The sequence below is a fragment of the Caulobacter segnis genome (genome assembly GCF_023935105.1).
GTDB classification, from domain to species: domain Bacteria; phylum Pseudomonadota; class Alphaproteobacteria; order Caulobacterales; family Caulobacteraceae; genus Caulobacter; species Caulobacter segnis_B.
The window spans coordinates 38,200-59,310 of the sequence record NZ_CP096040.1 but is presented as its reverse complement, the minus strand read 5'-3'; the positions used below and the strand labels follow the sequence as shown (position 1 = coordinate 59,310).

26 protein-coding genes are annotated in these 21,111 nt (G+C 68.3%); 14 read left to right on the top strand and 12 right to left on the bottom strand.

The window, feature by feature from the left end:
* Positions 1-164: 164 nt before the first annotated feature.
* On the bottom strand, positions 165-671 hold the full coding sequence (locus MZV50_RS00330) for a DUF1993 domain-containing protein (RefSeq protein WP_252632389.1): 507 nt from the start codon (positions 669-671) through the stop codon (positions 165-167).
* Between the two features lie 117 nt (positions 672-788).
* Here MZV50_RS00330 and MZV50_RS00325 point away from each other — a divergent pair, with 117 nt between their 5' ends.
* Positions 789-1,220 (top strand): CBS domain-containing protein, encoded by a 432-nt coding sequence (locus MZV50_RS00325; protein WP_252632388.1) that lies wholly within the window; start codon positions 789-791, stop codon positions 1,218-1,220.
* A gap of 190 nt (positions 1,221-1,410) precedes the next feature.
* On the opposite strand, the gene mdh is transcribed toward MZV50_RS00325, so the two are convergent.
* On the bottom strand, positions 1,411-2,373 hold the full coding sequence (mdh, locus tag MZV50_RS00320) for a malate dehydrogenase (RefSeq protein ID WP_252632387.1): 963 nt from the start codon (positions 2,371-2,373) through the stop codon (positions 1,411-1,413).
* Positions 2,374-2,520: 147 nt separating this feature from the next.
* Here mdh and MZV50_RS00315 point away from each other — a divergent pair, with 147 nt between their 5' ends.
* Positions 2,521-3,567 (top strand): MaoC family dehydratase, encoded by a 1,047-nt coding sequence (locus MZV50_RS00315; RefSeq protein ID WP_252632386.1) that lies wholly within the window; start codon positions 2,521-2,523, stop codon positions 3,565-3,567.
* Positions 3,560-3,985 (top strand): HIT domain-containing protein, encoded by a 426-nt coding sequence (locus MZV50_RS00310; RefSeq protein WP_252632385.1) that lies wholly within the window; start codon positions 3,560-3,562, stop codon positions 3,983-3,985. Before MZV50_RS00315 ends, MZV50_RS00310 begins: the two co-directional genes overlap by 8 nt.
* Before the next feature lie 96 nt (positions 3,986-4,081).
* Here the strand turns inward: MZV50_RS00310 and MZV50_RS00305 are convergent, their stop codons facing one another.
* Positions 4,082-5,029, bottom strand: coding sequence for a hypothetical protein (locus tag MZV50_RS00305; protein ID WP_252632384.1), 948 nt, complete (start codon positions 5,027-5,029; stop codon positions 4,082-4,084).
* A gap of 20 nt (positions 5,030-5,049) precedes the next feature.
* Positions 5,050-5,931, bottom strand: a complete 882-nt coding sequence (locus MZV50_RS00300) for an HpcH/HpaI aldolase/citrate lyase family protein (RefSeq protein ID WP_252632383.1) — start codon at positions 5,929-5,931, stop codon at positions 5,050-5,052.
* 135 nt (positions 5,932-6,066) lie between these two features.
* On the opposite strand from MZV50_RS00300, the gene MZV50_RS00295 reads away from it, so the two are divergent.
* Together MZV50_RS00295 and MZV50_RS00290 are read left to right on the top strand one after the other, a co-directional pair.
* Entirely contained in the window at positions 6,067-6,447 is a 381-nt protein-coding gene (locus tag MZV50_RS00295) for a DUF2237 family protein (RefSeq protein WP_252632382.1), read from the top strand.
* A gap of 74 nt (positions 6,448-6,521) precedes the next feature.
* On the top strand, positions 6,522-7,211 hold the full coding sequence (locus MZV50_RS00290) for an FABP family protein (RefSeq protein WP_252632381.1): 690 nt from the start codon (positions 6,522-6,524) through the stop codon (positions 7,209-7,211).
* On the opposite strand, the gene thpR is transcribed toward MZV50_RS00290, so the two are convergent.
* Complete coding sequence (gene thpR / locus MZV50_RS00285; protein ID WP_252632380.1) at positions 7,208-7,744, bottom strand: RNA 2',3'-cyclic phosphodiesterase; 537 nt, start codon at positions 7,742-7,744, stop codon at positions 7,208-7,210. The two genes, MZV50_RS00290 and thpR, sit on opposite strands and share 4 nt — an antisense overlap.
* 13 nt (positions 7,745-7,757) lie before the next feature.
* Positions 7,758-8,810: an aldo/keto reductase gene (locus tag MZV50_RS00280; protein WP_252632379.1), complete on the bottom strand. Its 1,053-nt coding sequence runs from the start codon at positions 8,808-8,810 to the stop codon at positions 7,758-7,760.
* 209 nt (positions 8,811-9,019) lie between these two features.
* Here MZV50_RS00280 and MZV50_RS00275 point away from each other — a divergent pair, with 209 nt between their 5' ends.
* Both MZV50_RS00275 and MZV50_RS00270 read left to right on the top strand, forming a co-directional pair.
* Positions 9,020-9,772 carry a Bax inhibitor-1/YccA family protein gene (locus tag MZV50_RS00275; protein ID WP_252632378.1) on the top strand — a complete coding sequence of 251 codons (753 nt, stop codon included), beginning with the start codon at positions 9,020-9,022 and terminating at the stop codon, positions 9,770-9,772.
* Positions 9,773-9,887: 115 nt separating this feature from the next.
* Complete coding sequence (locus MZV50_RS00270; RefSeq protein ID WP_252632377.1) at positions 9,888-10,241, top strand: hypothetical protein; 354 nt, start codon at positions 9,888-9,890, stop codon at positions 10,239-10,241.
* A 10-nt stretch (positions 10,242-10,251) separates the two neighbouring features.
* On the opposite strand, the gene MZV50_RS00265 is transcribed toward MZV50_RS00270, so the two are convergent.
* From MZV50_RS00265 to acnA, 3 genes are all read right to left on the bottom strand, one after another.
* Positions 10,252-10,584, bottom strand: a complete 333-nt coding sequence (locus MZV50_RS00265; protein ID WP_252632376.1) for a DUF2794 domain-containing protein — start codon at positions 10,582-10,584, stop codon at positions 10,252-10,254.
* 567 nt (positions 10,585-11,151) lie between these two features.
* Positions 11,152-11,919: a DUF1223 domain-containing protein gene (locus tag MZV50_RS00260; RefSeq protein ID WP_252632375.1), complete on the bottom strand. Its 768-nt coding sequence runs from the start codon at positions 11,917-11,919 to the stop codon at positions 11,152-11,154.
* A gap of 171 nt (positions 11,920-12,090) precedes the next feature.
* Entirely contained in the window at positions 12,091-14,781 is a 2,691-nt protein-coding gene (gene acnA, locus MZV50_RS00255) for an aconitate hydratase AcnA (RefSeq protein WP_252632374.1), read from the bottom strand.
* A gap of 182 nt (positions 14,782-14,963) precedes the next feature.
* Here acnA and ccmA point away from each other — a divergent pair, with 182 nt between their 5' ends.
* Both ccmA and ccmB read left to right on the top strand, forming a co-directional pair.
* Positions 14,964-15,578, top strand: a complete 615-nt coding sequence (gene ccmA, locus MZV50_RS00250; protein ID WP_252632373.1) for a heme ABC exporter ATP-binding protein CcmA — start codon at positions 14,964-14,966, stop codon at positions 15,576-15,578.
* The gene (gene ccmB / locus MZV50_RS00245) at positions 15,575-16,240 is read left to right on the top strand and encodes a heme exporter protein CcmB (RefSeq protein WP_252632372.1); all 666 of its coding nucleotides are present in this window, start codon (positions 15,575-15,577) and stop codon (positions 16,238-16,240) included. The genes ccmA and ccmB overlap by 4 nt, the downstream gene beginning before the upstream one ends.
* On the opposite strand, the gene MZV50_RS00240 is transcribed toward ccmB, so the two are convergent.
* A complete protein-coding gene (locus MZV50_RS00240) occupies positions 16,237-17,130 on the bottom strand; it encodes a DMT family transporter (RefSeq protein ID WP_252632371.1) in 894 nt (297 codons plus the stop codon). The two genes, ccmB and MZV50_RS00240, sit on opposite strands and share 4 nt — an antisense overlap.
* Before the next feature lie 247 nt (positions 17,131-17,377).
* On the opposite strand from MZV50_RS00240, the gene MZV50_RS00235 reads away from it, so the two are divergent.
* The 4 genes from MZV50_RS00235 to MZV50_RS00220 all read left to right on the top strand — a co-directional run bounded on the left by MZV50_RS00235 (position 17,378) and on the right by MZV50_RS00220 (position 19,510).
* On the top strand, positions 17,378-17,974 hold the full coding sequence (locus MZV50_RS00235) for a Spy/CpxP family protein refolding chaperone (protein WP_252632370.1): 597 nt from the start codon (positions 17,378-17,380) through the stop codon (positions 17,972-17,974).
* A gap of 107 nt (positions 17,975-18,081) precedes the next feature.
* The gene (gene ccmC, locus MZV50_RS00230) at positions 18,082-18,825 is read left to right on the top strand and encodes a heme ABC transporter permease CcmC (RefSeq protein ID WP_252632369.1); all 744 of its coding nucleotides are present in this window, start codon (positions 18,082-18,084) and stop codon (positions 18,823-18,825) included.
* Positions 18,822-19,001, top strand: coding sequence for a heme exporter protein CcmD (gene ccmD, locus MZV50_RS00225; RefSeq protein ID WP_252632368.1), 180 nt, complete (start codon positions 18,822-18,824; stop codon positions 18,999-19,001). Before ccmC ends, ccmD begins: the two co-directional genes overlap by 4 nt.
* Complete coding sequence (locus tag MZV50_RS00220; RefSeq protein ID WP_252632367.1) at positions 18,998-19,510, top strand: DsbE family thiol:disulfide interchange protein; 513 nt, start codon at positions 18,998-19,000, stop codon at positions 19,508-19,510. The genes ccmD and MZV50_RS00220 overlap by 4 nt, the downstream gene beginning before the upstream one ends.
* A gap of 4 nt (positions 19,511-19,514) precedes the next feature.
* Here MZV50_RS00220 and MZV50_RS00215 read toward each other — a convergent pair whose 3' ends face one another.
* Positions 19,515-19,898: a hypothetical protein gene (locus MZV50_RS00215; RefSeq protein ID WP_252632366.1), complete on the bottom strand. Its 384-nt coding sequence runs from the start codon at positions 19,896-19,898 to the stop codon at positions 19,515-19,517.
* A 118-nt stretch (positions 19,899-20,016) separates the two neighbouring features.
* On the opposite strand from MZV50_RS00215, the gene MZV50_RS00210 reads away from it, so the two are divergent.
* The gene (locus tag MZV50_RS00210; protein ID WP_252632365.1) at positions 20,017-20,295 is read left to right on the top strand and encodes a hypothetical protein; all 279 of its coding nucleotides are present in this window, start codon (positions 20,017-20,019) and stop codon (positions 20,293-20,295) included.
* Between the two features lie 190 nt (positions 20,296-20,485).
* Here MZV50_RS00210 and MZV50_RS00205 read toward each other — a convergent pair whose 3' ends face one another.
* Positions 20,486-21,046 (bottom strand): MarR family winged helix-turn-helix transcriptional regulator, encoded by a 561-nt coding sequence (locus MZV50_RS00205; protein ID WP_252632364.1) that lies wholly within the window; start codon positions 21,044-21,046, stop codon positions 20,486-20,488.
* Positions 21,047-21,111 lie beyond the last annotated feature (65 nt).

Below are 21,111 nucleotides of genomic sequence, written 5' to 3'. Positions count from 1 at the left end.
GGAAGGAGTCAAAAGAGACCCTCTATCCCGTCTTCCCGGCGAAAGCCGGGACCCAGATCCCAGGGCGCTTGGACGGATTGGAAAGGCGCCGAGTTCGAGGAACCCGCCCCGACGCCCTTCCATCTGGGCCCCGGCTTTCGCCAGGGAGGCGGGATTTGGAAAGATCAGGCCGTGCCCAGGAAGTCGCGCTTGCCAACCTCGACGCCGTTGTGGCGCAGGATCGCGTAGGCGGTGGTGATGTGGAAGAAGAAGTTCGGCATCGCCTGGCGCTGCAGATAGTCCAGGCCGTTGAAGGTGTGGGTCTCGCCACGACGCACCAGCTGGACGTCACGGGCCTCGCCGCCGTCGAACGCGGCGACGTCCAGGCCTTCCACGAAGGCGATGGCGCGGTCGATGCGGGCGATCAGCCCCTCGAACGAGGTCTCGACATCGTCCCAAGCCGGCACTTCGGCCTGAGCGAGACGCGCCGCGCCGCCCTTGGCGAAGTCGGTGGCGATCTGCACCTGACGGATCAGCGGGAACATGTCGGGATACAGCCGCGCCTTCAGCAGGGCGTCGGGGTCCCAGCCCTTGGCCTCCACCAGGGCGGCGGCCTTGGTCAGCACGCCCTTCAGACCCTTCAGGCCCTGGATGAACACGGGCGCGCTGGCCTGGTGGATCGAGATCGACATGGGAAGCTCCGAAAGGGGATGCGCCTAGATAGAGGCGCCCGATGACAAGCGGAAGCGGAACGGTTGGCGCGCGCTGCGGGTTTTAGAGCCTCGGAATTCCAACCCAAGAGGTTCGCCATGAAAGTCAGCGACGCCATGACCAGCCAGGTCTCGGTCGCCCGTCCCACCGACAGCATCCGCAAGGTCGCCGAGACCATGGCCAAGGTCGACAGCGGCGTGGTGCCGGTCGTCGACAACGGCAAGGTCGTCGGCCTGGTCACCGACCGCGACATCGTCCTGCGCGTGGTCGCCGAAGGCCGCAGCTTCGACAGCGCCGTCTCGGACGTGATGTCCGACGGCGAGGTGCTGAGCGTAAAGGAAGACGACATCCTAGCCGACGCGACCGCCAAGATGGCCAACAACCAGGTCCGCCGCCTGGTGGTGCTCAACGAGTCCGGCAACCTGACCGGCATCCTATCGCTGGGCGACGTGGCCAAGGACTACGGCGCCAAGCAGGTCGGCAAGACGCTGGAGGAGATCTCCCAGGAGCCCGGCGACGCGGCGCATTAGTCTGGCACTTGCCCCTACCTGACCTGCTCCGCAGGTCGTCCGCCCCCGGAGGGGGCAGAAGGTGATCCGCTATCCTTCTTCCCCCTCAGGGGGAGGAGCGCCGAAGGCGCGGAGGGGGCAGCCAACCGGACCAGAGAAAAAGGGCGGCCCCGCGAGGAGCCGCCCTTCGTCGTTCTGGATCGAGGATCGCTTAGACCAGCGAGCTGTCGATGGCCTTGCAGGCTTCCATCAGGCCCTGCACCGACTCGACCGACTTGGCGAACATGGCCTTCTCGGCGTCGTTGGTTTCGAACTCGACGATCTTCTCGGCGCCGCCGGCGCCGATGACGACCGGCACGCCGACGTACAGGCCGTTCAGTCCGTATTGGCCGGTCAGGTAGGTGGCGCACGGCAGGACGCGCTTCTTGTCCTTCAGGTACGACGTCGCCATGGCGATCGCCGATTCCGCCGGGGCGTAGAAGGCCGAGCCGGTCTTCAGCAGGGCGACGATCTCGCCGCCGCCCTTGCGGGTGCGCTCGACGATGGCGTCCAGCTTGTCCTGCGACAGCCAGCCTTGCTTGACCAGTTCCGGCAGCGGCAGGCCGCCGACCGTCGAGTGACGGACCATCGGGACCATGTCATCGCCGTGACCGCCCAGGGTCCAGGCGTGGATGTCTTCCACCGACACGCCAGTGGCTTCGGCCAGGAAGTAGGCGAAGCGGGCCGAGTCGAGGACGCCGGCCATGCCGATGACCTTTTCCTTCGGCAGGGCCGAGAACTGCTGCAGGGCCCAGACCATCGCGTCCAGCGGGTTGGTGATGCAGATGACGAAGGCGTTCGGGGCGTGGGCCTTGATGCCTTCGCCGACGGCCTTCATGACCTTCAGGTTGATGCCCAGCAGGTCGTCGCGGCTCATGCCCGGCTTGCGCGGCACGCCGGCGGTGACGATGCAGACGTCGGCGCCGGCGATGTCTTCGTAGGCGTTGGCACCCTTCAGGGCCACGTCCTTGCCGAACACGGCCGAGGCTTCGGCGATGTCGAGCGCCTTACCCTGCGGGGTGCCTTCGGCGATGTCGAACAGGATCACGTCGCCCAGCTCTTCGCGAGCGGCGATGTGGGCCAGGGTGCCGCCGATCATGCCGGCGCCGATAAGGGCGATCTTCGCGCGAGCCATGGGGTCTCCATCAAGGCTGTGGACAGTGAAATGTCGCGGCGCGGTCTAGACCCGTCGCGGCTCGGCCTCAAGCCCTCTTTCCCGTTTCGCTGCACTGCGGCAAAGATGCCTGAACAACGATAAGAGGAGCCAGAGATGGGGGGTATGATGAACAAGACCGATCCGGGCCATTTCTTCGAGGACTTCAAGCTGGGCCAGAGGCTGGTCCACGCCACGCCCCGAACGGTCACGGCGGGAGACGTGGCGCTGTATACGGCGCTCTACGGACCGCGCTTTTCCCTGTTCTCTTCGGACGAGTTCGCGCGCGCCTGCGGCCTGGCCGCCGCGCCCGTCGATCCGCTGGTCGCCTTCCATGTCGTGTTCGGCAAGACGGTGCCCGACATCAGCCTGAACGCCGTGGCCAACCTGGGCTATGCCGAGGGCCGGTTCCTGGCCCCTGTCTTTCCCGGCGACACCCTGAGCGCCGTCTCGGACGTGATCGGGCTGAAAGAGAACTCCAACAAGAAGACCGGCGTCGTCTATGTCCGCACCACCGGGACCAACCAGCGCGGCGAGGCGGTGCTGAGCTATGTCCGCTGGGTGATGGTCAGGAAACGCGACCAGGACGCCACGATCGCCGAGCAGACGGTCCCGGCCCTGTCGTCGGCGGTCGCCCCCGCCGATCTGGTGATCCCGCCCGGGCTGGACTTCTCGACCTACGACTGGACCCTGGCCGGCGCGCCGCACGCCTTCGAGGACTACGACATCGGTGAGAAGATCGACCATGTCGACGGCATGGCGGTCGAGGAGGCCGAGCACCAGATGGCCACGCGCCTGTGGCAGAACACCGCCAAGGTCCACTTCAACCAGTTCGAACGAAACAAGGACCCGTCAGGCCGGCGACTGGTCTATGGCGGGGTGGTGATCTCGACGGCCAAGGCGTTGTCGTTCAACGGCCTGCAGAACGCCGGCCTGATCCTGGCGATCAACGGCGGCCGGCACGTGGCCCCGTTCTTCGCCGGCGGCACGGTGTTCGCCTGGAGCGAGGTCCTCGACAAGGCCGATCTGGGGAATGTCGGCGCCCTGCGCCTGCGGCTGGTGGCGACCAAGGATCGGCTGTGCGACGACTTCCCGGACAAGGACGGCGAAGGCGCCTACAATCCGGCCGTCATTCTCGACTTCGACTATTGGGCGGCGGTTCCGAAACGTGGCTGAAGACTTCCACCTGGACCCGGCGTTCGTCGCCACCTCGCACAAGGTCGCCGATCTGCCGCTGTGCGAGGTGCGGCTACAGGACGACGCCCGTTATCCGTGGCTGGTGCTGATCCCGCGCCAGCCTGACCTGCGCGAGATCGAGGAGCTGGACACCGGCCACCGTATCCAGCTGATGGAGGAGATCGTGCTGGCCGGGACCGCGGTCCGCGCGGTCGGGGCGGCCTTGGGCCTGCGGGTCGACAAGCTGAACGTCGGGGCGCTGGGCAATGTCACCGCGCAGCTACACATCCACGTCGTGGGCCGCCGCAACGACGATCCGGCTTGGCCCGGTCCGGTCTGGGGCCACAGCCCTGGCCGCGCCTACTCCACCGAGGCCCTGGCCGCCCCGCTCGCGGCGGCGCGGGCGGCTCTTCGCTAGAAATGTCGCTCATCCCCGCGTAAGCGGGGACCCAAGTCGAGCCAACCGAAAGTCCGCTGGGATCCCCGCCTGCGCGGGGAAGAGCGGATAACGGGTTCAACGACGCTTCTTGGTCGACTTCCTCTTTTTCGACACCGTCGCCTTGGCCTTGCCGCCCTTGCCCTTCTTCACGGTCGAGCCCTTGGACTTGCGGGCGGCGGCGGCGCACTTGGCCTTGGCGGCCTTCAGCGCCTTGCCCTTCTTGCCCTTGGTCGAGCAGGCCGGGGCGGCCGACGCCGCACGGCTGGCGATGGGGCGTTGGGCGCCCGGCCAGACATAGGGACCTCGGCGTTCGGTCTCGTAGCCGGGCGGGGCCTGGGGCAGCAGGTGCTCGGCGACCACCGCGATATTGGCGCCGTTCTCGGCGAGCTCGCCGGACCAGCGCTCTTCGACGGTCGACCGCAGGGTCAGGACCGAGGATTCGCCAACCTTGGGACTGAAGCGGGCGGTGATCGTATCGCCGTCGCGGCGCAGGTCCTCGATCAGGCCGGTCGACCCGACCGATCCCGGCCGGCGCAGGTCGCGCCAGGCGCCTTCCAGCTCGCCGGCCCCGCCGGCTTTGTCGACGATCTGCAGGGCGTAGAGCTGGCCGCCGTCGGCCCCGGCGATCCGCCAGGCGCCGTCCAGCGGGCCTTGCAGGTTCTGGGCGGCCGCCACCGAGCCCTTGACCCGCAGTTCATAGACCTGGGCCTTGGTCAGCTCGCCGCCGGGCGTCGCCGAAGCCTCGGGCTCGGGCGGCGGGATCGGCAGGATCTGTCCCTTGTGCTTCGGCGCCGGCTTGCTGGCGGCCTCGACCTCTTCCTCGTCGGTGGTCTGATTGCTCTGCGAGATCAGGTCGGCCAGCGGGTCGAGCGCCGGCGGAACCTGGGCGGCCTCCGGCGCCGGGACGGGAACGGCCGTGCTGACCGGAGCGTCCTGCGCCGGGGGACTGGATGCAGGCGCCGTCGGAATCTGCGCCAGCGCGGGGCTGGCGACCAGGACGACGGAGAGAACGATAGCCCGCATACTCGACCTTCAACGACCCCCTAGGCGCTCGCGGACCGCGTCGCGATAGACTTGGCCACCGCGACAAGACGCTCGGCCTGCGCCAGATGCAGACGTTCGGCCATCTTGCCGTCCACCCGCAAGGCGCCTTTGCCAGAATTTTCGGGCGCGTTGAAGGCGGCGATCACCGCCTGGCTCCAGGAGATGTCCTCGGGCGAAGGCGAAAAGACCCGGTTGCAGATCTCCAGGTGCTTGGGGTGGATCAGGGTCTTGCCGTCGAAACCGAAGTCGACGCCCTGGACGCAGACGGCCTCCAGCGCCGCCAAGTCCTCGATGTCGTTGTGCACCCCGTCCAGGATGGTCAGGCCGTGGGCGCGGGCGGCGGCGACCGACAGGGTCAGCAGCGGCAGGAACGGCGCGCGGTCCGGCGTCTGGCGCGCGCGCATCTCCTTGGCGAAGTCGTTGACCCCCATGACCCAGGCGGAAAGGCGCGTGCCGTGCACGGCTCCGGCGATCTCCCAGAGATGGAAGGCGGCCTTGGCCGTCTCGATCATGGTCCACAGGCGCGTATGCGGCGGAGCGGCGTTCAGGTGCTGGTCGTAAAGGCGCACGTCGGCCGCGTCGTCGACCTTCGGGACCAGCACCGCGTCGGGCCCCGCCTCGGCGGCGGCGCGCAGGTCCTCGGCGCCCCAGGGCGTGTCGATGCCGTTGACCCGGATCACCACCTCGCGCGCGCCGAAGCCCCCGGCCTTGACCGCCGCCACGGCCGCTTCGCGGGCCGCCGGCTTGGTCTCGGGTGCGACCGCGTCCTCCAGGTCCAGGATGATGACGTCGGCGTCCAGGGTCCGGGCCTTCTCGACCGCCTTGGCGTTGGAGGCCGGCATGTAGAGGGCGCTGCGGCGCGGACGGCTTTCGAAGGTCATGGAACTCCCCTGCTTTGTTTTCTGCGTTGTGGCGACCTTAGCATTGCTGCGTCGCAGCAAAAGCCTTCCGACCAAAAAGCGCCGTCGAGCGCGAAGCCGCTTGGCGCCGCCCGCCTGGGGTCTAGGATCACCCGCATGAGCACGCGGTACGACAAGAGCGCCAAGAATGTCATGGGCGGCGAACTCGCCGCCTGCTCCCTGGACCCCGTGACCGGCTTCTACCGCAACGGCTGTTGCGAGACGGGACCGCATGACCTGGGCCTGCATACCGTCTGCGCGGTGATGACCGACGATTTCCTGGCCTTCTCCAAGGCCAAGGGCAACGACCTGTCGACGCCTCGGCCCGAACTGGCCTTCCCGGGGCTGAAGGCCGGCGACCGCTGGTGCCTGTGCGCCGGGCGGTGGAAGGAGGCCCTCGACGCCGGCATGGCCCCCCAGGTGGTGCTGGCGGCGACCCATGAGGAGATGCTGGCGATCGTGCCCCTGGGCGTGCTGAAGGACCACGCGGTGGCGTGAGCCGCCAACTCGCGCTTGACGAAAGGACTCGTCCCGCTAGAGCCAACACCAAGCTTGGCCGGAGCCACGACGACATGTTCGACTTTCCCGACGACATCTTCACCGAACCGGAGGACGTGGATCCGGACACCCTGGCCAATCTGGGTCCGCTGCGGCGCCTGGCCGGCGCGTGGGAAGGTCGCAAGGGCGTCGACGTCAATCCCAAGGCCGAGGGTCCCGAGCGACGCGAGTTCCTCGAGCGCATCGAGATGCAGCCGATCGACCCGCAGGCCAATGGGCCGCAGCTGTTCTACGGCCTGCGCTATCATGTCCACATCGTCGCCTCGGATGAGGACACCACCTTCCACGACCAGATCGGCTACTGGCTGTTCGAGCCCAAGACGGGCCTGGTCATGCAGACCCTGGCCCTGCCCCGCGGCCAGACGGCGCTGGCCAGCGGCCGGGCGCTGGACAATGGCGGGGGTCTGACGGTTCGGGCCGAGCGGGGCGGGCCCGGCTACGGCATCTGCTCGACCGACTTCCTGGAGTGGGCGTTCCGGACGGATTCCTACCAGCTGGACGTCAAGTTCGAGGCCGACGGCGGCTGGTCCTATGTCTCGACGACCATGCTGCAGGTCCGGGGCCGCGACGAACCGTTCAAACACGTGGACCGCAACACCCTGGCCAAGGTCGCCGAGCCCCGGCCCAATCCGTCGGCGCGGATCGCGGCAGGCGAAGCGACGCTGGCCCAGGCCCACGGCTTCCAGACCATCACCCACGACTAGGTCAGCGGATATTCCCGTTCCAGCCGGTAGGCCGACCCCGCGCTGGTCTGCCAGCTGGAATAGAGGCCGAAGCGGTCGACGTGGAAGGCCGGCGAATGCAGCAGGTTGTGAGCCTGGATCCACGCCCCGACCTCCGGGACCGCCGGACGCTTCAGATAGGCCAGGGTGACATGGGGCGTATAGACCCGCGTCTCGGGCTTCAGCTCGGCGGCGCGGGCGGCGCTTTCGTTGGCCTTTTGCAGGCGGCGTAGTGGCGCGCTGTCCTCGACCCCGGCCCAGACGGCGTGGAGATCGGCGCCCTCGCCGAAATGCCCGACGCCGGTCAGCGCCAGGTCGAAGGCCGGAGCGGTGATCTCGGCCAGCGCCTCGTCGAGATCGGCCGCCACCGGCTCCTGCACGTCACCGACGAAACGCAGGGTGATGTGGAACGCCTCCAGCGGCCGCCACCGCGCGCCTTCGATCCCGTGCTGGCGCGAGAGCAGGCCTTGGCCGATCTCCGGCGGGATGGCGATGGCGGTGAAGAGGCGGATCATCGCTCGATAACGCCTAGGGGCACGGATTGGGCTGGCGGGCGTGGATGGCGTTGACGGCGTCTTCCAGCGCATCGGTCCAGGGGACGTCGAAGGCGTCGATATTGGTCTTCAGCTGGGCCATCGAGGTCGCGCCGATGATCGTGGCGGTCACGAACGGACGGGCGTCGCAGAACTTCAGAGCCAGCTGGGCTGGGTCGAGGCCGTGCGCCTTGGCCAGGTCCACATAGGCGCGGAAAGCCTCCTGGGCGCCGGGCCCTTCGTAGCGCTGCATCCGATTGTAGAGCACCTTGCGCGAGCCTTCCGGCAGGGCGCCATCCAGGTACTTGCCGGTCAGCTGGCCCTGGGCCAGGGGCGAGTAGGCCAGGAGACCCACCTGCTCGCGCATGGCGATCTCGGCCAGACCGTATTCGAAAGTGCGGTTGGCCAGGTGGTAGGCGTTCTGGATGGAGGCGACGCGCGGCAAACCCTTGGCTTCGCTCTCTCCAAGGAAGCGCATGACCCCCCACGGGAACTCGTTCGACACGCCGACATGGCGGATCGAGCCCTTTTTCACATGCGCGTCCAGCGCCTCGAGGATGTCGCCGAAGCTCTCGAAGTCCTGGTCGTAGTCCTTGTAGGTCTGGCCGCCGAACACCCGCACCCGCCGGTCGGGCCAGTGCAGCTGGTAGAGGTCCAGATAGTCGGTCTTCAGGCGGCGCAGCGAGCCCTCGACGGCCTCGTCGATCTGGGCGCGGGTCTGACGAGTCGTCGCGCCGTCCTTGCGCATCCAGGAGAGGCCGCCGAAGGCCGCGCCCTGACCCGCGACCTTGGAGGCCAGCACGATCTGCGATCGCTTGCCCGTCTTGGTCAGCCACGAGCCGATGTACTCTTCCGTCCGCCCTTGCGTCTCGGGATTGGGCGGGCTGGCGTACATCTCGGCCGTGTCCCAGAAGGTCACGCCGCGCGAGAAAGCATAGTCCATCTGTTCGTGAGCCTCGGCCTCGGAGTTCTGCGAACCCCAGGTCATGGTGCCCAGACAACAGCGCGAGACGGTCACGTCGGTCCGACCCAGCTTGGCGTATTCCATCGGCGAGCCCCTCTTTCGCCCCAATGGGAGGCGTTGTTAGGCAAGCTTTCTAAGGGCGTCAGCCGTTGTCCCGCAAGGCGCGCCGATGATCAGCGGCTTTCACGAATGCATACCATGAACACTTTCGTGAGGGGATTGCGCGACCGCCCCGGACACCCGATATTCAGGGGGCGTCCACCGTGGACGCTCTAGCTCAAGGGCTTAATTCGATGAACGACTTCAACCGCGGCTACGCGCGCTCGATCCCGGCGGATCGCGCCGACATGTCGGTTGACGCCGGCCTGCGTAGTTTCATGCTCGGCGTCTACAACAAGGTGGCGCTGGGTCTCCTGCTGTCGGCCGTCCTGGCCTTCGCGACCAGCGCCTACGCGCCGATCGCCAACCAGCTGTACGTCCTGACCCCGGACGGTCGCCTGGCCGGCTTCACCCTGCTGGGCACCGTGATCCGCTTCGCCCCGCTGGCGATGATGCTGGTCGCCATGTTCGCCATGAAGAACCCGACGGCGCGTTCGTCGGGCATCCTGTACTGGGCGCTGGTGGCCTCGATCGGCGCCGGCGCGGGCGTGTGGCTGCTGGCCTATACCGGCGCCTCGGTGGCCTCGACCTTCCTGATCACGGCCATCGCCTTCGGCGGCCTGAGCCTGGTGGGCTACACGACCAAGAAGGACCTGTCGGGCTTCGGCAGCTTCCTGATCATGGGCCTGATCGGCCTGGTGCTGGCTTCGCTGGTCCAGATGTTCCTGCATCTGCCGGGCCTGAGCTTCATCATCAGCATCCTGGGCGTGTTCATCTTCGCGGGCCTGATCGCCTACGACACCCAGCGTCTGAAGATGACCTACTACCAGATGGGCGGCGACCAGCAGTCGATGGCGGTGGCCACCAACTACGGCGCGCTGAACCTCTATCTGAACTTTATCAACCTCTTCCAATTCCTGCTCAGCATCCTGGGCAGCCGCCGCTAAGGCGGACGGAGAGGTCGAAAGACCGGGCCCCGGCGGGACACCGCCGGGGCTTTTTCTTTGGTCACGCTGGCTCTTTGGCCGGGGCGGGCCCACATTGACGGCGATGGAGACGACGATGATCCGAGCGCTCGCCCTTACCGTCGGCCTTACCGTCGGCCTGACGTTCGCCGCCAGGGCCCACGCCCAGACGATCCCCGCCTACCCGCCGATCACAAAGGCCCCCAATCTGTCGGCGCCGCTGAACCTGAAGCCGGTCGCGCCCGTCCCGCTGAACTACGCCCAGGCGCCGACCCCGCTGCCGAGAGGCGTCGCCCGCACCGCGATCGAGCGCCGTGAAGGCGGGATTTCGGGCGGCGTCGGCGTGCTGTGCGGCATCCAGCCCAGCGCGGACACTAGCGGCGTCGGCGCGGCGCGGGGCTACGACAACGAAGGTCGCTTCGTCGGCGCCAAGCTGGGCTTCTCTTTCTAGGTCGGGCGGCTCAGTCGACGACCGAGAACTTGCCCTTCTCGAACAGCCGCAGCACCTGGGTCAGTTCATGGCCGCGCTTGAGGATCTGGCCGCCCTGGCCGAACACCGCCCAGGCGCCTTGCTTGCGGCTCAGGGCCGGGTGCTTCTCGACGCGGTAGAGCGGTGCTTCGGCGGCGTGGCGGAAGATCGAGAACACCGCCCGGTCGGCGAGACCCGCGATCCCGTAGTCGCGCCATTCGCCGGCCGCGACCATGCGACCATAGAGGCGCATCAACTGGTCGAGTTCACGCCGTTCGAAGAAGACGACGCCGTTGGGCGAAGAGGGATGGGTGTCGAGGGCCATCACCGGAATCTAATCCCAAATCAGCCGATTGGAACAGACGGGGCGGGGAAATAGGGCCGTTGCGTTCATCCGTGTCCGGTCGGTCACGCCCGCCCAAAATGACACGGCATGGTCACGGTGCGCCTCGATATGACCTTAATTCGGTCCTTCGCCCGCCTGTTTGCGGGTCGATAAAGACATCGTCGGCTGATCGGACATCCTTCGGTCTCGGATCCTGAACAGCCCCCCCAGCCCCCCAGATCGCGGGCCGGTCAGCCGACAAACTCTATATCCCCTCCCCCAATGAGCCCGCGCGGACCCTCCCCCCACCGCGCGGGCTTTTTGCGTTTTGGCGTTCCTGAAAAGGTCGCCGCAAGTCCGCCACGGCGCGCCCAGAAAGAACCTTTGTTCGGCCCAGCCCTCGCCCGATCGGCCCGCGATAACAACAGTGTCGACGAAGAGCGGACCGGGGTCCTGTCCAGCCCCCCAGCCCACCCGGTCACGAGACGTTCGTCGTCGATATGCAAAAGGACCCGCGCGGCTAATCCCCTCCAGCCGCGCGGGTTTTCTTTTGGCCTTCCGAAAAACTCAGCGTTCGGGCTTGGAGGTTTCCAGCACCCCCAGGATGCGGCCGCCTTTGGCGCCCTGCAGCAGGATCACCGTCTCGAGCTCGGGGTCGACGCCGGTGGCGGTCGGCAGGCGATAGAGCCGGGGCTTGCCGGCCCAGGGGCCCAGACGCACCAGTTCGCGCACGACGTTGCGGTGGATCAGGGTCTGGCCCTTGTTGTCGCCCCGCTTGACCACGATGTCCTGCTCGCGCGGGTCGTAGCGCACCAGCCAGACCTCGCCGCCGCCGCCGCGTGGCGAGGGGCCCGAACCGACGGCGACCCGGGTCTTGCCGATGAACTCCATGTCCGGCGCGTTCAGGGGCGTGCGCTCCACGGACTTGACCAGGTCCTCGACCGCCTCGGCCTTGGTCCCGGACGCCTGGACGCGACCGCCGACCACCATCTGGGGCGTGGGCACGTCGCGCAGGGCGAACTTCTTGGCGTAGGCGCGCTGGCGCTCGGCGAAGGCCGGCTTGGCGAAGGTGTCCTTCCAGCCGAGATAGTCCCAGTAGTCGACCGCGTAGGTCAGGGCCAGCACGCCGTCGCGCTTGGACAGGTCGGCCGCCAGCTGGTTGGCCTTGCCGCAGGACGAGCACCCCTGGGCGGTGAACAGCTCGACGACAACAGGCGTCTTCGCCCTGGTCGCCACGGCCCTCGCGGGTTGGCTCCAGGCGGCGGGTCCCCACGACAGGGAAGTGGCGACGCCGGACAGGGCCAGGCAAAGCAGGGAGAGGGCGGCCTTACGCATTGCGGGTCACTTAAGCCAAGAACGCCCGGTTTATCCGTTCACGAGGCCGTGAATAGCGACGTCATGTGGGGAGAAAGCGGGCCAGACATCGTCGCCGGGGTCCGCGCCAACGAAAAACGGCCGGCTCCGCGAGGGAGCCGGCCGTCTCTTTTCACGCGTCGAACGCCGCGCTTAGCTGGCCGACTTGGCCAGGTTGCGCAGCACGTAGTTCAGGACGCCGCCGTTCTTGAAGTACTCCAGCTCGGTCGGCGTATCGATGCGGCAACGGACCGGGAAGCGGGCGATGCGGCCGTCGGTCGGGCGATAGAGCTCGACGATCAGCTGCTTGCGCGGCGCCAGGTCCGTCAGACCACGGATCGAGACGATCTCCTCGCCGGTCAGCTCCAGCTTCTGCCAGCCGTCCTGGACGAACTGCAGCGGCAGCACGCCCATGCCGACCAGGTTCGAGCGGTGGATGCGCTCGAAGCTCTCGCAGATCACCGCGCGGACGCCCAGCAGCTTGGTGCCCTTGGCGGCCCAGTCACGCGACGAACCGGTGCCGTATTCCTTGCCGCCGAACACAACCGCGGGACGGCCTTCGGCCTGGTACTTCATGGCCGCGTCGTAGATCGACATCACTTCGCCGGTCGGGAAGTGCTTGGTCACGCCGCCCTCGATGTCCGGCGTGATCTTGTTGCGGATGCGGATGTTGGCGAACGTGCCGCGCATCATCACCTGGTGGTTGCCGCGGCGGGCGCCGTAGCCGTTGAAGTCCACCGGCTGGACGCCGTGGTCGATCAGGTACTGACCGGCCGGGCTGGTCGTCTTGATCGAACCGGCCGGGCTGATGTGGTCGGTGGTGATCGAGTCGCCGAACACGGCCAGGACGCGGGCCTCCACGATGTCGGTGACCGGGGTCGGGGTCATCGAGATGTTCGGGAAGTACGGCGGGTTCTGGACGTAGGTCGAGTCACCTTCCCAGGCGTAGGTCTGGCCGCCGGTCACCTTGATGCCCTGCCAGTTCTTGTCGCCCTTGAAGACGTCGCCGTAGCGGGTGGCGAACATCTTCTCGTTGATCGCCTTGCGCTGCAGGGCGGCGATGTCCTCGTTCGAAGGCCAGATGTCCTTCAGGAAGACGTCGTTGCCCTTCTTGTCCTGGCCGAGCGGCTGGGTGGCCAGGTCGATCTTCAGCGAGCCGGCCAGGGCGTAGGCCACCACCAGCGGCGGCGAGGCCAGGTAGTTGGCGCGGACGTCCGGGTTCACGCGGCCTTCGAAGTTGCGGTTGCCCGACAGCACCGAGCACGCCACCAGGTCGGCGTCGTTGATCGTCTTGCTGATGGCTTCCGGCAGCGGGCCCGAATTGCCGATGCAGGTGGTGCAGCCGTAGCCGACCAGGTTGAAGCCCAGGGCGTCGAGGTGCTTGGTCAGGCCGGCCTTGGCCAGATAGTCGGTGACCACCTGCGAGCCGGGGGCCAGCGAGGTCTTCACCCACGGCTTGGTCTTCAGGCCCTTGGCGACCGCGTTCTTGGCCAGCAGGCCGGCGGCGATCAGGACCGAGGGGTTCGAGGTGTTGGTGCACGAGGTGATGGCCGCGATGACCACGTCGCCGTGACCGACGTCGAAGTTCTCGCCTTCCACCGGGGCGCGAAGGTCGGGCTGTTCGCCCTTGCCGAACTCACCGGCCAGCGACTCGGCGAACTTGACCGAGGCGTCGGCCAGCAGGACGCGGTCCTGCGGGCGCTTCGGACCGGCCAGCGACGGCTGGACGGCCGCCAGGTCCAGTTCCAGCGTGTCGGTGAAGGTCGGCTCGGCGACGCCGGGCTCCCACCACAGGCCTTGTTCCTTGGCGTAGGCTTCGACCAGGGCGACGCGCTCGGCCGTACGGCCGGTGCCCTTCAGATAGGCGATGGTCGAGGCGCTGATCGGGAAGAAGCCGCAGGTGGCGCCGTATTCCGGGGCCATGTTGGCGATGGTCGCCTGGTCTTCCAGGGTCAGGTTGGCCAGGGCGTCGCCATAGAATTCGACGAACTTGCCGACCACGCCCTTCTTGCGCAGCATCTGGGTGACGGTCAGCACTAGGTCGGTGGCCGTCGCGCCTTCCGGCAGTGCGCCGGTCAGCTTGAAGCCGATGACTTCCGGGATCAGCATCGGGATCGGCTGGCCCAGCATCGCGGCCTCGGCCTCGATGCCACCCACGCCCCAGCCCAGGACGGCCAGGCCATTGACCATGGTCGTGTGGCTGTCGGTGCCGACGACGGTGTCGGGATAGGCGACTTCGGCGCCGTCGACCTCGTTGGTCCACACGGTCTGGGCCAGGTACTCCAGGTTCACCTGGTGGCAGATGCCGGTGCCGGGCGGCACGACGCGGAAGTTGTTGAACGCCGACGAGCCCCAGCGCAGGAAGCGATAGCGCTCGATGTTGCGCTCGTACTCGCGCTTGACGTTGTTCTCGTAGGCCTTCGGGTCGCCGAAGTTGTCGACCATCACCGAGTGGTCGATGACCAGGTCGACGGGGTTCAGCGGGTTGATCTTGGCCGGGTTGGCGCCCAGGGCGACCATAGCGTCGCGCATGGCGGCCAGGTCGACGACGGCGGGAACGCCGGTGAAGTCCTGCATCAGCACGCGCGCGGGGCGGAAGCTGATCTCGTGCTCGACCGAGCCCTTGTTTTCCAGCCACGCGGCCACGGCCTTCAGGTCGGCTTCGTTGACCGAGACGCTGTCTTCGTTACGCAGCAGGTTTTCCAGAAGCACCTTCATCGAGACCGGCAGCGACGAAGTTCCGGCAAGACCGGCTTCCTCGGCGGCGCGAAGGCTGTAATAGACGTAGGACTTGTTGCCGACTTTAAGCTCGCGACGGGCTTTCAGGCTGTCTACAGACGCCATTCTGAGGATCCTTCTCTGTCCACGGCCGCCCGAAAACCACTCCCGGGATCACGCGCAAATCGGAAGGGACACACAGGTTCCGCCTCCGCGCCGCGTACCACCCTGAACGACTGGAGGGGGGCGACCGCGCGCTTCTTAGCGCCACCGCCGCGCAACGTCCATGTCGCGCGCGGGGACTTGGCATGTTGAGAGTTGTTCTCATTAAGGATCTGGCGATTTCGCGGGGCGAACGCCGGCTGTTTTCGCAACTGAATCTGACGCTCGGCGCGGGCGAAGCGGCGGTGCTTGTCGGCCGCAACGGGGCGGGCAAGACCAGCCTGCTGCGCGCCGTCGCCGGCCTGCTGCGCCCGGTCGAAGGAACCGTCGGCTTCGAGGGTGAAGCGGGGCCGATCGAGGCCGATACGGCGCGGGCCGAGCAGCTGCATCTGCTGGGCCACCAGGACGGGCTGAAATCCAGCCGTACGGCCTGGGAAGAGCTGCGCTTCCAGACCCTGTGGACCGGTGGAACCGAAGAGAGCGCCCGCGCGGCGGCGGGGCGCTTCGATCTCAATCGCCTGCTGGACCTGGAGGTCCGCCGCCTGTCGGCCGGCCAGCGCCGGCGCCTGGCCCTTGCCCGCCTGGCCGCCAGTCCTCGCGCGCTGTGGCTGCTGGACGAGCCGATGGCCCCGCTGGACGCGGGCCAACGCGCGGCGTTCGGCGCCGTGATGGCCGAGCACCTGGCGGGCGGCGGCATGATCCTGGCCTCGGTGCACGACCCGCTGCCGATCCCGGCCCGTAGCGTGGAGATCGGATCGTGAAGGCGTTCGGCGTCCTCCTGCGGCGCGAGCTGGCCCTGGCCTGGGGCAAGGGCGGCGGGCCGCTGCTGGCCCTGACCTTCTACGCCTGCGTCGTGGTGCTGCTGCCGATGGCCGCCGGCCGCGCGCCCGAGCGCCTGGCCGCCATCGCCCCCGGCATCGCCTGGCTGGCCCTGGCCCTGGCCGCGCTATTGTCGCTGGAGCGCCTGTTCGAGCGCGACTACGAGGACGGGGCCCTGGATCTGCTGGCCCTGGGCCCCGCGCCGCTGGAAGCCGTGGCGGTCGCCAAATGCCTGGCCCAGTGGCTGGCCACCGGCGCGCCGCTGGCCCTGGCCGCCCCGGTCGCGGCCCTGATGCTGGGCGCCGAGCTCAAGGTCGTGCCGCTGCTGGTGCTGTGCGCCCTGGCCGGGGGTCTGGCCTTCGCTTTCCTGGGCGGCCTGGGGGCGGCCCTGGCCCTGGGCAGCAAGCGCGGCGGCCTGCTGGTGGCGGTGATCGTCCTGCCGCTGTTCGCGCCGCCGGTGATCTTCGGCGCCGGGGCGCTGGACAGCTATACGGCCGGCCTGCCCTGGACAGGGGGCCTGATGCTGATGCTGGCCTATTGCGTCGGGGCGGTCGCGCTCTCGCCCCTGGCCATGGGCGCGGCCTGCCGCAACGCCCTGGACTAAGGCGTCGGCGCGACCGTCGCTTGCAGCTCGCCCGGCTGGGCCTGCCGTTCGCCCAATACCACCGCGAAGCTGCCCCCGATGATCAGCAGGCCGCCCGCGAACAAGGCGGCGGTCAGGTGATCGCCGAACAGCAGCACGCCGCAGGTCGCGCCGATCAGCGGCTCGATATTGATGAACACGCCGGCGCTGGCGGCGCCCACGCGCGCGGCGCCGTACTGCCAAGCCGCGGTGGCCAGCAGGGTCGCCAATACGCCCTGGGCCAGGATCGCGGCCCAGACCGGCGCGGTCAGGTCCAGCTTCGGCGGGCCGTGCATGACCAAGGCGATCGGCAGCACCGTGAAGGCCGCCACGATGATCGACACGGCCGGAATGGCCATGGCGTTGGGAGCCTTCGGGGCCCGCCGCAGGGTCAGGAGCCAGGCCAGGAACAGGAACAGCGCGCCGATCGACAGCGCCACGCCCCAGGGCGAGCTGGCCCCGTCGGGCTTGCCGGCGATCAGGGCCGCGCCCAGGGTCGCCGCCGCGACGCCGGCCCACGACATCTTCGAGACTCTCTCGCCCAGCACCTTGGCGCTGACCGCGATCAGGGCCGGCATGGCCCCGACCAGCAGGGCCGCGACCGTGACGCTGACATGGGCCAGGCCCTCGAACTGGACCATGAAGGCCACGCCGTACAGCACACCCGCCAGCAGCACGACCGGCGAGCGGAACAGCGCCCGCACCTCGGGTTGGCGCAGGGCGAACGGCGCGGCGGCCAAGGCGGCCACGGCGAAGCGCAGCAGCACCATGTGGGCCGCGTCGGTCTCCGTCAGGATCAGCTTGCCGGTGGGAAAGCCCAGACCCCAGCAGATCCCCGCCAGGGCCAGGGCGACGAAAGCGAGCGACTTCATGCGGACTCCGAGGCCGGGCGAGGAATGCGTGAGCGAGGACGCGCCGCGCACGGCGGTCCGTGCGCGCTTGCTAAAGGATGACGTGTCCCGGATGTGGCAGCTGACATAACGCGCGCCAGCTTGAGCGCAAGCCAGCGTTCGTCTCGGCCGCGCGCCAAACCTGTAACATTGTTCATGAAGTCAGACATTTTCGCGCCATAACGGCGTGGCCAAGCTCTTCGTCATCAACGAGAGGGAGCTCACAACCATGCGTAAATCACTGGTTCGCCTGGCGCTCGCGGGCGCCGCCGTCACCGCCCTGGCCGCCGGCGCGGCCGTGGCCCAGATCCCCGCCCCGCCGCCTCCGCCCGCCCCGCCGGCGCCCCCGGCTCCGCCGCTGCCGCCCCTGGACATACTGATGGCCGCCGGCCCGGACATGGGCTTCATGCGCGAGCACTTCCGCGCGCCGGATCCGGAAAAGCGCGCCCAGCGCCTGCGCGACGTGCTGCAGCTGCGCACCGATCAGGACCGGGCGCTGAAGGCCTATGTCGAGGCCACCAACCCGAAGCCTCTCATGATCAGGAAGGAAGAGGCCAAGGACGGAGCCGAGCCGGCGCCGCCGACCACCCTCGAGCGCCTGGACCGCATGTCCAAGGCCGCCGACGCCATGAAGGCCCGCGCCGACGCCACCCGGGCCTTCTACCTGGCCCTGACCCCCAGCCAGCAGAAGACCTTCGACGTGCTGGGTCTGGACGAAGGCCCCGGCGGCGAGCGCATCCACATGCATCGCCTCGACACGCGCGGTCGCGATGTCTTCAAGGGCGGCGAGCGCAAGATGATCATTCAGCAACGCAAGGTCGGCTGACCCCGACCCGCGCGGAGGCGCGGCGTGCCTGCACACGTCGCGCCTTCTTCCGCTTCCGTAATGATACGGCCATTGCGGGCCTTCGTCCGTCGCTCTAAGCAGCCTGCATGGACGCGCGCCACACGTTCGATTTCCTGACCAATCCCGAGCGGTTCATGGCCTTCTCGCGGTGGGCCGCGCCGCTATTGGGCGTGTTGTCTGCCGCCGCCGGCGTCGCCGGCCTGGTCATGACTTTCCTGGTCCCCGAAGACTATCAGCAGGGCGACACGGTGCGGATGATGTTCATCCACATCCCGGCCGCCTCGATCTCGATCTTCATCTATGTCTGCCTGGGCGTGGCCAGTTTCCTGGGCCTGGTCTTCCGCCAGGCGCTGGCCGATCTCGCCGCCCAGGCCTGCGCCCCGATCGGCGCGGTCTATACGGCCCTCGCCCTGATCACCGGCTCGCTGTGGGGCAAGCCGATGTGGGGAACCTGGTGGGTGTGGGACGCGCGCCTGACCTCGGTGCTGGTGCTGCTGCTCTTCTATCTGGGCTACATGGCCCTGCGCGGCGCGCTGGACGACGAGCAGAAGGCCGCCCGCGCGGCCGCCATCCTGGCCCTGGTCGGCCTGATCAACCTGCCGATCGTCAAGTTCTCCGTCGAATGGTGGAACACCCTGCACCAGGGCTCCTCGACCTTCATGGCCAAGCGCGGCGATGGGCTGCCGGCGATCTACGCCTGGCCCGCCGTGCTGATGGGCCTGGCCTATCTGGGGACTTTCGGCGCCCTGTGGCTGGTGCGCATCCGGGCCCTGGTCTGGCGGCGCAAGGCCCGGAGCCTGGCGATCAAGCTGGCGGAGACCGCGCGGTGAGCTTCGACTTCGACGCCGGCAAGTACGCCCCCTACCTGTGGCCCGCCTTCGCGATCTCAGCCATCGCCTTCGCCTGGCTGATCGCCGACAGCGTGCTGACCGCCCGCCGCTGGAAGCGCGAAGCCTTGCGCCTGCAGGCCGAGCTGGACGAGATCCCCAGGAGCGAGAGGCCATGAAACGCTGGCTGGCCTTCGCGCCGCTGCTGATCCTGGTCGCCCTGGCGGCCCTGTTCGCCGGCTACGCCCTGAAGCGCGATCCCCGCGTCCAGCCGCACGCCCTGGTCGGCAAGCCGATGCCGGCCCTGTCACTGCCCGACCTGACCACCGGCCGTCCGGCCCCGATCCGGGCTCCGGGAGAGGGTCCGATCCTGGTCAACTTCTTCGCCTCGTGGTGCGCCCCCTGCGAGGTCGAGCACCCGCAACTGATGGCGCTGAAGGCTCAGGGCGTGAAGGTGGTCGGGATCGCCTACAAGGACGCCCCGGCCAACACCCAGGCCTTCCTGACCCGCCTGGGCGACCCCTTCGCCCAGCGCCTGGTCGATCGCGACGGCCGCGCGGGCCTGGAGTTCGGCGTCACTGGCGTGCCCGAGACCTATCTGGTCGGTTCGGACGGCATGATCCTGGCCAAGCACACCGGCCCGCTGACGCCGGACGCGGCAGAGGACCTGCTGAAGAAGGCGAAGTAGCGCGCTACTGGACGCAGGTCTTGGCCGAGGCGCTCTGGCGTTCCAGGCTCCCCAGCATCGCCAGGGCCTCAGCTTTCATGATCGGGCGCAAGGGACCGCGTCCGTCCGCGACCTGGTAGTCGCAATCCAGCAGCTTGAAGGGCGGCTTCTCATCGGTCGTGTGGCGCTCGACCAGCATCCGGTCCGGCGAGGTCCAGACCGAGGTCACGTCCGTGGTCAGGGTCCGGCCGTCCGGCGACCGGAGCCAGATCTCGCCCCTGCCGCCCACCGAAAGCGCGTAGCCGTTCGGCAGGACCTGACGGCGCGCGAACATCGAGCCGACCATCGAGGCGATGAACAGGCCGACCGCGATCAGCACGATCGCGAAGATGATCTTCTGGCGGGTCACGGGGTCTCCAGGCGCCAAATCTCGCGCGGGGGTGCGCTCACAGGTCGCGGAGCTATCGCGTTAACGCGGCGTTGACCATACTCGCCGACTTTCCATTAACCATGTTAGACTTCGAGTCATGAGCACCGTCCGCCCCGCCGGTTGGCCGACCGTCCCGTCGAAGCCCGCTTCGGTCCCCGCCACCACGGGTCCGGCGGCGCAGACGCGCGCGGCGTTCTTCCAGTCGGCCCTGGGCGACGCGGCCGCGACCCGCCCTGCCGCCGCGCCGTCGACGGTGCAGATGCAGACCATGGCCCAGCCGCAACAGCGCCAGGCGCCGGCCAAGCCCTTCGTGCAGCCCGACAGCCAGCCGCAGAAGATCCTGCGCCCGGGCTCGCTGCTGAATATTATCGTCTGACACCGGACACCCAAGCCAACAAACGTCGCCTTCCTAGGCCTTGTGCCTAGGACCCAACGTTCCGCTTGCTCGTAGTGGAATGAGCGCGCGCCATCGCGGCCACGCACTCCTGAACCTCGCAACCCATCCCAACCACGGGTCCTAGGCACAAGGCCTGGGAAAGCAATTGGGGCGACTGCGGGAGAGGACCCTAAGCCGCCTTCTTGGCCGCCTTGTCCTTCTTGGGCTTCTTGTCCTTCTTCACCTTCTCGGCCTTGGGCGCCTTCGGCTTCTTGGCCTTGGGCTCCGGCTCGGCCGGGTGCAGCTCGGCGCCGGCCATGTCGGCCAGCAGGTCGAGGAAGCCCTCGCGCTTGCCGGGCTTGAGCAAGGCCAGGATGCGGGCGTCGGCCATGGCCACCATCGGGCGGATGGCGTCCAGCGCCTCGCGGCCAGCGGCGGTCAGGCGCACGCTGTTGGCGCGGGCGTCCTCGCTGGACCTTTGACGTTCGAGGTGGCCCTTGGTGATCATCCGGGCGACCATGTCGGCCAGGGTCGAGCGGTCGATGCCCGTGGCGCGGACCAGGGCCGTCTGGGTGACGCCCTCGTTCTCGGCCACGGCGGCCAGCACGGCGAATTGGCGCTGGGTGACCCCCGCCTCGCCGCACTCCTCGGCATAGATGTCGAGCGCCAGTTGCAGGACCCGGTGCAGAAGGTGGCTGGGCGAACGCTCCAGCAGACCGCCGACCGTCTTGTCGCCCTTGCTCTTGGCCATGCCTCGCCCCTGTCCCCATCCGGCCGTCGCTCGGCCGACGGATCAAGGCTAGCACTTGAACACGT